The sequence below is a fragment of the Zhongshania sp. genome, assembly GCF_029212375.1.
Taxonomy (GTDB): domain Bacteria; phylum Pseudomonadota; class Gammaproteobacteria; order Pseudomonadales; family Spongiibacteraceae; genus Spongiibacter.
The window spans coordinates 124,490-133,549 of record NZ_JARGNU010000010.1 but is presented as its reverse complement, the minus strand read 5'-3'; the positions used below and the strand labels follow the sequence as shown (position 1 = coordinate 133,549).

General features: G+C 48.6%; 12 protein-coding genes. 8 read left to right on the top strand and 4 right to left on the bottom strand.

The window, feature by feature from the left end; translation table 11 throughout:
* Positions 1–10: 10 nt before the first annotated feature.
* Complete coding sequence (locus P1U47_RS12015; protein WP_301029201.1) at positions 11–829, bottom strand: tyrosine-type recombinase/integrase; 819 nt, start codon at positions 827–829, stop codon at positions 11–13.
* Positions 826–1,512: a helix-turn-helix transcriptional regulator gene (locus P1U47_RS12010; protein WP_301029200.1), complete on the bottom strand. Its 687-nt coding sequence runs from the start codon at positions 1,510–1,512 to the stop codon at positions 826–828. The genes P1U47_RS12015 and P1U47_RS12010 overlap by 4 nt, the downstream gene beginning before the upstream one ends.
* A gap of 784 nt (positions 1,513–2,296) precedes the next feature.
* On the opposite strand from P1U47_RS12010, the gene P1U47_RS12005 reads away from it, so the two are divergent.
* From P1U47_RS12005 to P1U47_RS11970, 8 genes are all read left to right on the top strand, one after another.
* Positions 2,297–3,313 carry a phage/plasmid replication protein, II/X family gene (locus tag P1U47_RS12005; RefSeq protein ID WP_301029199.1) on the top strand — a complete coding sequence of 339 codons (1,017 nt, stop codon included), beginning with the start codon at positions 2,297–2,299 and terminating at the stop codon, positions 3,311–3,313.
* A gap of 32 nt (positions 3,314–3,345) precedes the next feature.
* Positions 3,346–3,582 carry a hypothetical protein gene (locus P1U47_RS12000; RefSeq protein ID WP_301029198.1) on the top strand — a complete coding sequence of 79 codons (237 nt, stop codon included), beginning with the start codon at positions 3,346–3,348 and terminating at the stop codon, positions 3,580–3,582.
* Positions 3,583–3,678: 96 nt separating this feature from the next.
* Positions 3,679–3,966, top strand: a complete 288-nt coding sequence (locus P1U47_RS11995; protein ID WP_301029197.1) for a single-stranded DNA-binding protein — start codon at positions 3,679–3,681, stop codon at positions 3,964–3,966.
* A 287-nt stretch (positions 3,967–4,253) separates the two neighbouring features.
* Positions 4,254–4,406: a hypothetical protein gene (locus tag P1U47_RS11990; RefSeq protein ID WP_301029195.1), complete on the top strand. Its 153-nt coding sequence runs from the start codon at positions 4,254–4,256 to the stop codon at positions 4,404–4,406.
* Positions 4,407–4,529: 123 nt separating this feature from the next.
* Entirely contained in the window at positions 4,530–5,810 is a 1,281-nt protein-coding gene (locus P1U47_RS11985) for a hypothetical protein (protein WP_301029194.1), read from the top strand.
* Between the two features lie 12 nt (positions 5,811–5,822).
* On the top strand, positions 5,823–6,134 hold the full coding sequence (locus tag P1U47_RS11980) for a hypothetical protein (RefSeq protein WP_301029192.1): 312 nt from the start codon (positions 5,823–5,825) through the stop codon (positions 6,132–6,134).
* A gap of 4 nt (positions 6,135–6,138) precedes the next feature.
* The gene (locus tag P1U47_RS11975; RefSeq protein ID WP_301029190.1) at positions 6,139–7,215 is read left to right on the top strand and encodes a zonular occludens toxin domain-containing protein; all 1,077 of its coding nucleotides are present in this window, start codon (positions 6,139–6,141) and stop codon (positions 7,213–7,215) included.
* A 119-nt stretch (positions 7,216–7,334) separates the two neighbouring features.
* Positions 7,335–7,736 carry a hypothetical protein gene (locus P1U47_RS11970; RefSeq protein ID WP_301029189.1) on the top strand — a complete coding sequence of 134 codons (402 nt, stop codon included), beginning with the start codon at positions 7,335–7,337 and terminating at the stop codon, positions 7,734–7,736.
* A gap of 124 nt (positions 7,737–7,860) precedes the next feature.
* Here P1U47_RS11970 and P1U47_RS11965 read toward each other — a convergent pair whose 3' ends face one another.
* Together P1U47_RS11965 and P1U47_RS17595 are read right to left on the bottom strand one after the other, a co-directional pair.
* Entirely contained in the window at positions 7,861–8,436 is a 576-nt protein-coding gene (locus tag P1U47_RS11965; RefSeq protein WP_301029187.1) for a hypothetical protein, read from the bottom strand.
* Between the two features lie 240 nt (positions 8,437–8,676).
* Positions 8,677–8,829 carry an antitoxin Xre/MbcA/ParS toxin-binding domain-containing protein gene (locus P1U47_RS17595; RefSeq protein WP_366943163.1) on the bottom strand — a complete coding sequence of 51 codons (153 nt, stop codon included), beginning with the start codon at positions 8,827–8,829 and terminating at the stop codon, positions 8,677–8,679.
* Positions 8,830–9,060 lie beyond the last annotated feature (231 nt).

Genomic DNA, 9,060 nt, shown 5'->3' with positions numbered 1-9,060 from the left:
CAACAGGTGATCACGTTGCGTCGCAGGCGGTGATCAGGTTGGGTCGGAATACGCACGCCCGTCTGAATGATGACAGTGAGCTGGTGAAATCGCCGTGTTGTTTGATGTGCTCTCTGATTTCGTCGGCAAGAGCCGTGGAGATCGGTACGCTCCGATTTTTCCCCGATTTTGTGCCGGTGAAGTAGGCTTTTTGTCCCTTGATTCGGTCTAGGTTCAGGCTTTCGGCTTCCCCCCACCGACAACCCGTTGCAAGGCATATCTTGGTCAAAATCAGAATGTGCGGGTTCTCTGCGGTCTCTGATATGCCTTTCAGCAATTCCTCAATCTGCTCAGGTGAAAGCCACGCCAGCTCTTTCTCGTCGATTTTTATTTTTTCGAATGCGGCAAGTGGGTTTTGATATTTGATCACGCCAGTTTTTAGCAGGTGGTTAAATACGGAGTTCGTATAGCCCAGAATGTTGTTTACTGTCTTCTGGCTTCGCCCAGCGTCCTGCAAATAGGCGCTGTATCGTGAAAATAGGGCAGGGGTGACGTCTTGCCCTGAGGGATTCCCGGCCCATTCAGAGAGTCTAAAAAGAGCCTTCAAGCGTCTTTGCCCATCGTCGAGGTTCCGGCCTTTGCCATCAAACCAAATCTGTGACAGCTCCTTGAGTGTTCTTAAGTCACGTTTTTGGGGTTCCCAAGGTTTTTCAGCTGCTTCGGCCAGTACATATTTTTCAAATGCCAATGCCTCGCTTTTGGTCTGGAATTTCTTTCTTACCCTTTTCCCATGTCGGCCGTTTGGCCACAGATCGACTTTCCAGCCGTCCGCCTCCTTCTTGACGGTCAATACCAATCCTCCTCGTCTGATCCCAGACGCCACCTTTCCCATGCCTCCCAAAGCGGTCCAGCCCCTTTCTCTGGGAACTCATGAAATTTCAAAAAGCGCCTGTCGTCACTTAGCTCGTAGTAACCTTTGCCTATTATCTTGCACTCTGCGTACGCTAAGAGGTCTGAATTTGTGGCTCTCAGCAGGCTTCTGAACTGTTTTAGCGTCCTGTATCCGCCTCCATGGTCGCTTTCGAAATTTAGCTCAGTGAAGGCGACGAATTTTTTTACTCTTCGACCGGTCATTTTTTCGTCAAATTCCGCGACAGCAAAAGCATTGTCGTGCCAAGTGGCTTTTTCAGAATCGACAGGAATATAAAATACGATCCTACTCAGAGCTGATAGGTTGTAGATGGTTGTTTCGGCAAATCTGGGATCTATCACGTCATCCAGTTCGATGGTTGCAGAGTTGGGAGTTCCGGGCACTTCTTGCAGCGTGTTTGCTGCTCGCTCTGCTCCTACTAGCCAGGCCGCATATTGAGGGAATCGGTTTGCTATTTTCTCTAGAATTTCTCCGCCAGGAGTTTTGTTTTCACCCTCGATCCCCTGCAATGTTTTAGCTGAAACGCCTGTCTCCTCTGCGAATTTTGTTCTGCTCTGGCCCGATTTTTCTCTCAGCGCCCTGACTCTCTCTGTAATTTTCATGAAAAACGCCTCTATAGGGTATTGACATGCCTCTATCAGGGTATAAATATGCCCCTGTAGAGGTTCTTTGGATTCTTTGGGGGTATTTGTGTTTCCTGATAGTGGTTCATTCTCGCGGGAAGATAGCATATTTCCTGCTGCCTACGTTCCCCTCCTGTCAATTCGTCGGTATGCGGATTTGACTGGCGACTCTCCCGGAGGTGTCCGGCGCCAGGTCGAACGTGGCCAATTACCCGTTCAGCGTGTGGGCGCTCGCATTTATATCAACGTCGCACTAATCCATCAGAAAGCCCTGAGCGCGAAATGGTGACCCCATGAGCTTTCTGGAGCATGCCTCTTTGTCATTTAGCGGTCACGTAGCCTCTAGAAATCATCCGATTTGGATGAGTCGCGATGGGTCGATGCGAGACTTTTCGTTATGTCCCTATTGGTTGCATGAGGAGTATTTAACCTGGGCAGCCGGTAATCACACTGCTCATGTTCAACAATTTTATAACCATGTTGGAAAAGAGAGACAGGCCGCATTTTTGCTCGAACTCGCTCATCACCAGTCACACCAGGCAGCCCGGTCCTGCCTGCGCTTTGGTGGATGTGTAACTAACTGTGCTTACTTTCGTGACGAGTATTTGGCCGATTTGCAGGCGAGAGGAATCATTGCCGGGCAGTCTCGTGAACTGACGGTCCTTGTAGCACCGTCAGTTAGTCTCATGGGTGAGACTTTTCCATGTAAATCTCGCAATAAATCCCTTCAATCACACGCCGACAAATGGCGGGAGGCTCAAAAGTGATTGATTGGGTGTCTTGCCGTGTGCCACTCGATAAATGCTCGCCTGCCGTCCGTGCAGCGGCTAAAGAGTTGAGTGATCGGGTTCAGAGAATTTGTCCAAAATCTGGTGAGATTCGTTATGAAACCGCATGTTGGGAATCGATACGGTCCGATACGCACCAGATAGCTGCTCGCGCATCGTCTGACCTCTGGATCAACGGCAGCCCCGCTCGATTGATTGGTGATGGTGATGCCGTATTTGGAAACGGGGCATCACGGTACATGGATCTCAAAGGATGCGTCGCAAGAATGATCGCGTTTATTGAGTCCTATCTGGGCGCTGGAGAGCTTCCACACCTCGATCATTGGGTGGTTACAAAAGTCGATGTCACCGGAAATTTGCTGCTGGCTTCTTTGAATGAGGTTCGTGACGCGTTACGAATTTTGAATGGTTGCGAGGGCGGTAGGTACCGAGTCGATGCTAGATCCGGAAACACAGTCTATTGGTCGAAATCATCCAGATACAAATCCGGAAAAGCCTATGCGAAAGGGCCGCATCTCAAATACATAGCTGGGAAATCGGATTATACCGGCCGCCCTTACTCGGCAATTGAGATAGCTAACGCAGATCGTTTACTGCGGCTTGAACTGTCACTGAAAAGTCAATTTTTCAAAGAACACGATTGGAGAACGCTAACTCCGGATGACCTAGCGTTTTATTGGGACGGGTATTTTGACCGGATGATTGGGAGCGCAGAGATTATGGCCGACGACGATGTAAAAAAGAGAATTTATGACGTTGCACCTTCTGAGGGGCGAGCAAAAGCCGCATTCGGCTGCTGGGCAATGATAAAGGCCCAAGGGTATGAACGCGCGCGTGAAATGTTCACGAAGGCAACTTGGTACAGGCATCAAAAAATTCTTCGAGAGGCCGGACTTTCTGATGCAGACATTTCAGCGGGGCGGGTAGTCGAATTTCGTTGCCGAGTTCTGGACGCGTCTTTGGCTGAATCATGGGAGCAAATTGCCGCATGAGCTCCATAAATATAGGAAAAAGCGTAGGAATAATGAGCAATCAAACTCTCAAATATTTAAATGGGCCCACCGACGATTTGAATAAAAGGCTGCACCATATTCGTTCAGTTCGTGACGATAATTTCAAAAAAATTCTCTCAGTCTTGCCTGAAAAAGACGAAGCGGGAATTGTTGGTCTCATTCAGGCGTATGGAAATGACTGCTGTTGTGAGGGAGCCACATTAAACGAAATTCAATATCAGAATTACGCAAAAAATGGAAAGCGATAGGGTGGTTTATGTGGCGTTACGTTCTTTACCTGTTGTCTGTTGCTCTAGTGGCAAGAGACGATTTCTATGACCTCCACTGTAATGAGGAAAATACCGATGCTAAAAATCTCGATCGTTAATGGCTTTCATCAACCGCAATCCCGCCAGACTAAAAACGGAATTATGTGGTGGCAAGACGCTTATGCCCATCTCGGTGGTCCATTCCCTGCCCAGATCAAGATCCCGCTGCGCGACGCTGCCGCTGCGTATGCAGTAGGTGAGTACGAACTTGGCCCGGAAAATTTCAGGGTTGGTAAATTCGGAGACCTCGAAATTAACCGATTTGAAATGCGGCTAACACCAGCCTCTGGGAAGCCTGTTTCTGCGGTCGCTGGGGCTAAGTGATGGCATTTCAGGTCGTCTGCGAACAGGAAATAACCTTTTTGCTAGGGCAGCCAAACTGCCCGAGTGGATGGGAGCAGCGGGTTGCAGTTTTACCGTTTGACTATTCGCAAATTGCACCTGAAACCGCTGTGTCGATGTTTGGCCTAGGGTTTGTCCTCGTCGCCGTTCCTTGGGCTGTTAGTTTCGGACTTGGCCGTCTTATACAGATGATCCAAGTCCACTGATTTCAGCAACGCTGAAAAAACCGGGCTTTGCCCTTTACTTTAAAACTTCATAGGAGAGTTGTTATGACGCAAGCGCAAATCGATGCCATCACTGGCGCAGCAGACTGGACTACGGTCGCCACTGGCATTGGTACTATCGCTGCAGGCGTGGCTACCGTCGTGGTAGTCATCGCCGGTGCGAAAATGCTGGTGCGAATGCTACGCACTGGCGGCTAAGTTTGTCATCCGCCCCCTTCGGGGGGCCTTTTTATCTCGGATATCACTCGTGCTCGATTTGTATTACTGGTCATTTATGGTGATTGGCGCGGCGACAGCAATATTGTGTTTGAGCCAGTTTAAATGAAAAAGTTTAACCCCCTTTTTATACTGTTCTTTTCGTTCTTATCTACTGCGTCAAATGCTCAGTGGGAAAGTTACGTGTGCGTTGCGCTCTCTGATCCGTACCCGGACGTAGAGTCAGCGTGCCAGAGGTATCGTGACTATAAAAGTGATCCATCAATTTCTTGCGAGATAAATACACCATCTGAGGAAGGCACATTTTCTCGGACTATCAATGGAACTGCGTACCAGTACACAGAGAGAACGTACTATGACGCCACGCGTGATAGTGGCGCCGGTTCGGTGGTCGGTTCGTTTTATTGTTACTCTGCGTCGGAACCTGAGCCAACCGTTTGCACGGAGGAGGGGTTCAATGCCGCTTATCAACACCACTGTGTCAATGAGTTTGCTAACGAAGAATGTGTTTATACCCATCAAAGTACTTTCCCCATTCCTGAAGAGGGGATAACGGTTCCGACGGGGGAGTGGGTCGATTATGTCTGCACGGAGGGTTGCACCGTGCAGACAATATTAACTCAGGAGGTAGTTTCTCAGACAAATTCAGAGTACACATTTAGAGATACTACCTCGCGGGTCGTAACCACGGATGATTGCGAGGTTCCTCCTCCAGATACGAGTAATGAGTCCGAATTATGGATTTTCGGTACAAATAGCTCGGCACCTGACGGCAGTACAAGTAGCTCGCCTGATGGGACGTATTCTCCCGGCGGCGACACTGGAACAGGAGACATGGCCTCCGATATAGCGACAGTTGTAGAGAATACTGCGGCCACTACCAGGAATCTCACGACTATTAATTCCAGCTTAGAGGACGGATTTGAAGGGCTCGCTGACTCGTTGGATAACCAGACGCAGACTCTTGAAGAGCTCATCGGTGAAACTAATTCTCTTTTGGCCGACGGGGCAGGTGTATCGACTGACTTGAGTGGTGTTGAGTCTCGGCTAGATACCATTTCTAGCATGCTGGATTCGCCACAAACTGCCCAGCCATCTGGCGGCTTCTTTGCTCTTCAATATCCTTCAATCGGTGAAGCCGTCAACGGTGCGTTCCAAAACATTGTGAACTCAGATTTAGGTAATGCTGCTTTGAATGCCGGAAATATGTTTACCGCTTCATCTGCAGTTTGCCCAGCTTTTTCATTTGATTTGGGCTGGCCAATAAATTCAACGATTGCCACAGATATTCATTGCACGCTATGGGAACAAATAAGCCCTACCCTGTCCGCTTGCATGATGGTTATTTACTCCTGGCTAGCGCTCAGGATATTTCTTTCTGCTTGACGAGGGAATTCAATGTTTCAAGGTACGGCTGAAAACGCTCCTGAGTCATGTTCGTTAACCGATCTGGGTTGTTGGTTTTGGAAGTGGGCAGACTTTGCCATTCACTATTTGCAGTGGCTTGTTGAAAGCGCTCTGTCACTTCTCGTATTTGTCGTGAACTCAATTACCAATGCATTTTCTGGGATTCTTCCTGATCTTGGCTTATCCATTCCCCCGGAAGTTTACTATTTTGTCCAACCATTCAATCCTCAGTACGGCGCTGGAGTCATTATGACTGCCTATCTAGCCCGCTTTTTCCTTAGGCGTGTTCCAATCATAGGGTAATGAAATGTCTATAACTGCATATGTTGGTCTTCCCGGGCATGGTAAATCCTACGGCGTTGTGGAGAACGTAATCGCTCCCGCATTGAAGGCAGGAATCCCGGTATATACCAATATTCCAATGAATGATGACGTATGTGTAAAAAAATTCGGATACAGCGTAATACCATTTCAAACGCAGGACATTATTGATAATGAGCACTGGTGGACCGAAGTCTTTGAAGCGGGTGCTGTTCTAGTAATAGATGAACTATGGCGTCTCTGGCCTGCGGGCTTGAAGGCCACTCAGGTTCGCGAAACTGATAAAACGTTTTTAGCCGAACACAGGCACTTTGTCGGTAAAAACGGAAGATCCACGGAGATCGTTCTGGTTACACAGGGTCTTAATCAGGTCGCTGCTTTTACTCGTGATCTTGTGGAAACCACCTTTGTCGTTACCAAAATGACTAAATTCGGAATGGCGAAGAAATTTAGGGTTGATATCTATTCAGGGGCTGTGAAAATTCCTTACCCAGTTTCACGTCGCGATTCATATCTCGCTGGTAGTTTTAAGCAGGATATTTATGATCTGTATGTGAGCCACACAAAAAGCAGCTCGGGAGTCGGGGATGAAACGCGTGTAGACGACCGATTTAGCGTCTTTAAATCAATTGGATTTAAGTTCGGTGTGGGCTTCCTCTTAATTATGCTCGTTTGCATTTACTATGGTGCGCCATCTGTGATGAAGCTCTTAGGGCGCGGTGAATCTACGCTGGACGCCGGTGTTAAGGCTGCTCAGGAGTTTCAAACAGCACCTTCTCGCGCACCAGTTCCACCCGCTAGTCGCCTGGTTAGTCTCGCTGAGAAATTTGTCATCACTAGCAATTGGGGACCGAAATTTAATATTGAATATAAGTTCAAGCTGACTTTCCCCGACAGCGAAAGCAAAATCAGTGCTTTCGAGCTTAGGAAGCTTGGGTATACCATCGAGTCCATAAATCGATGTCTAGCTAGAGTAAGTGGCCCGGATTTTCATGGTATCGTTGCCTGCGAGAGAGCAGAGCCCGAAAAAGGGTTCATTGAGGATACGTTGAGTCCAGTGTGAGTAGAGTGTGGTGCGAGGTACGACCACCACACTCTACTCACACTGGATCTCCTTTCGGTGCGAATTTTCACCCCTTAAAAATATACAAATCCATTAAAATCAATTGGTTATAGTTTTTTATGGCTCTAGTTAACCAGGTTAACTCTGCTTTTATCGCTGGGCAGCGCCGATTTCGCGAGCTGCTGGAATCGCGGGGCCCCTTGCTTTCTCTCTCTAAAGTTGCGTATTTGATTAACGCTGCTGAGAGTGAAATTATGATCGCGGTCGTCTCCAGGCGAATTCTTGCTGCTCAGCTTGACGGAGAACTCCAATTTCCATCGGCCCAATTTGGGCTGGGGTTGTCGAATGTTTTTCAAATCTGCCAAGAACTTCCGCTTGGTACGTCTGACAAAGACATTCTCTTATTTTTTCTCTCTAGCTTGGATGGCGGCGCGCCGCCCATTGAGTTAATACATGATCCTGAAAAAGTTCCGTTGCTTCTTGCTCGTGCTCGTTCATACCTCATCCAGGGCGAGGTATGAATCGGCAGCGGAAGACAAAGCGGATGAATTGCTCGAGTTGCTTGAAAACTCTGATCATGCATCATTAACAGCTGAAGATGAGATGTGGTTAAACTCGCGGCCAGTGGGGCAGGAAATTATTTGATTATTTTCTCAATCCTAGCTGGTTGAATGCACCTAAGGTTTCGAGTGTTGAGGCTGGGTCTACAATTACCCGCCAAGCGTTACTCTCCGGGTCTTTCAATGATTCATACACTTGGTGTGACATGTGGCCTGCTGAGTATGCGTTGTATTGCTCAGTGCTGATGTGAACGTCTGAGAAATAGGTTTCGCATGGGCTGAGGGAGCTGGGCTTCTGCAAGCTGTTTGATCTTGCCCCGCAATTCGCTCTGTAAGTTATCCCGCCTCGCTGTCCTTTGTGTGGTTTGAATTGGGCTGATGTGAAGTCGATGGCGTACCTCGACAAATCTGAGCTGAACACGATCCGCTCCTGTTTCTTATTCTCTAGTCGTGGCCTTTCCTGTGATATACTGACAAGCTTAAAGGTACCGGCTCCCTCAAGCTCGATCAGCACATAGGTTCCCCCGACTTTTTCCTCTTCCTTCAATAGGCTCGCTACAAACTGGACTTTTTGGCCGTCTGGGGTGTGGTATTGGGGGGTAGATGCGCAGCCGGCCAGAATTGTTGCGGTAGCTATTGCAATGATGAGTCGTAATTTCATTTCTCGTCCCTGAGGTTTGTTGGTTTGAGATTAATTGTATATAGGGGGCGCTATTTTTCAATCTGGCGAGTGGCTTTCCCCGTCAAGGGGTTGGTGCGGCCCGCAGCGCAGCGAGGACACGGCCCCTTGATCGGCGCTCCGTTAATCACGCTCGCCGAGTGGGGCAGTTAGAGCGTAGCGGCGACTGCTCCCGAGGATAAAACGCGACCGTTTTCGGGTCTGGGCAGCGCCCAGGTTACCCTAACTGAAAACGCCATGTTCCAGGCGTCCGATTAAGTCCTCTATTGTCCGGTCCCCTTTCCCGCTTTCTACCCATTCCAGCGGTGTCATGTTGTCGAGGAGCTCCTTTGGTGTATTTAGCCATTCCTCTGCTGCCTTCTCGTCGTTTTGCATTAACCGCACAACTGCTTTTCTGAGTTTGGGGTGGTTGGTTCTGCCCATATTCTCTGTCTGCCTTTTGTAATATATTTCTTTGGGCCGAAAAGCCGGGGGTGTAAATTTTGGCTCTGACTCAGTCTTCCTTCATTTATATAGGTAAATTTCCTGAGGGCAATGCTTGAGCTACCGTGCAGTTTGGAAGTGGCGGTCCGATCCCCAGTATTTTCGGGGCAGTATTGCCGAGTG

Bases quoted from the DNA above. Each gene is read 5' to 3' on its own strand.
- P1U47_RS12010 (WP_301029200.1), bottom strand. From the start codon at position 1,512: ATGAAAATTACAGAGAGAGTCAGGGCGCTGAGAGAAAAATCGGGCCAG.
- P1U47_RS12000 (WP_301029198.1), top strand. From the start codon at position 3,346: ATGAGCAATCAAACTCTCAAATATTTAAATGGGCCCACCGACGATTTG.
- P1U47_RS11995 (WP_301029197.1), top strand. From the start codon at position 3,679: ATGCTAAAAATCTCGATCGTTAATGGCTTTCATCAACCGCAATCCCGC.
- P1U47_RS11990 (WP_301029195.1), top strand. From the start codon at position 4,254: ATGACGCAAGCGCAAATCGATGCCATCACTGGCGCAGCAGACTGGACT.
- P1U47_RS11985 (WP_301029194.1), top strand. From the start codon at position 4,530: ATGAAAAAGTTTAACCCCCTTTTTATACTGTTCTTTTCGTTCTTATCT.
- P1U47_RS11980 (WP_301029192.1), top strand. From the start codon at position 5,823: ATGTTTCAAGGTACGGCTGAAAACGCTCCTGAGTCATGTTCGTTAACC.
- P1U47_RS11975 (WP_301029190.1), top strand. From the start codon at position 6,139: ATGTCTATAACTGCATATGTTGGTCTTCCCGGGCATGGTAAATCCTAC.
- P1U47_RS11970 (WP_301029189.1), top strand. From the start codon at position 7,335: ATGGCTCTAGTTAACCAGGTTAACTCTGCTTTTATCGCTGGGCAGCGC.
- P1U47_RS11965 (WP_301029187.1), bottom strand. From the start codon at position 8,436: ATGAAATTACGACTCATCATTGCAATAGCTACCGCAACAATTCTGGCC.
- P1U47_RS17595 (WP_366943163.1), bottom strand. From the start codon at position 8,829: ATGCAAAACGACGAGAAGGCAGCAGAGGAATGGCTAAATACACCAAAG.